Raw genomic sequence first — 216 nt, 5'->3', positions numbered from 1 at the left:
CTACCTTAGAGTACTTTGATCCAACTGCCAATAGTGGAGCAGGTGCTTGGGTACCTTACACACCAAATAGCTTTGTAGCGATCCCGGCTGGTGGTTTATTGGTGCGCACGGCAGTTACCAATGATCCTTCAGCAGACAACAATGAAACCTTCAATTTAGTAGCAACCAATGCAGGCGGTACTGCAGTAACGGGTGTTGGCACCATTAAAGATGATG

1 protein-coding gene is annotated in these 216 nt (G+C 47.2%); it reads left to right on the top strand.

Annotated features, from left to right (window positions below; genetic code table 11):
* Positions 1-216, top strand: a 216-nt coding sequence (locus ICN19_RS10140; RefSeq protein WP_216247644.1) for a hypothetical protein, incomplete at both ends; no start/stop codon positions are given.

This window comes from Polynucleobacter sp. AP-Capit-er-40B-B4 (assembly GCF_018882245.1).
Taxonomy (GTDB): domain Bacteria; phylum Pseudomonadota; class Gammaproteobacteria; order Burkholderiales; family Burkholderiaceae; genus Polynucleobacter.
This window is presented reverse-complemented; position numbering and strand designations above follow the sequence as displayed.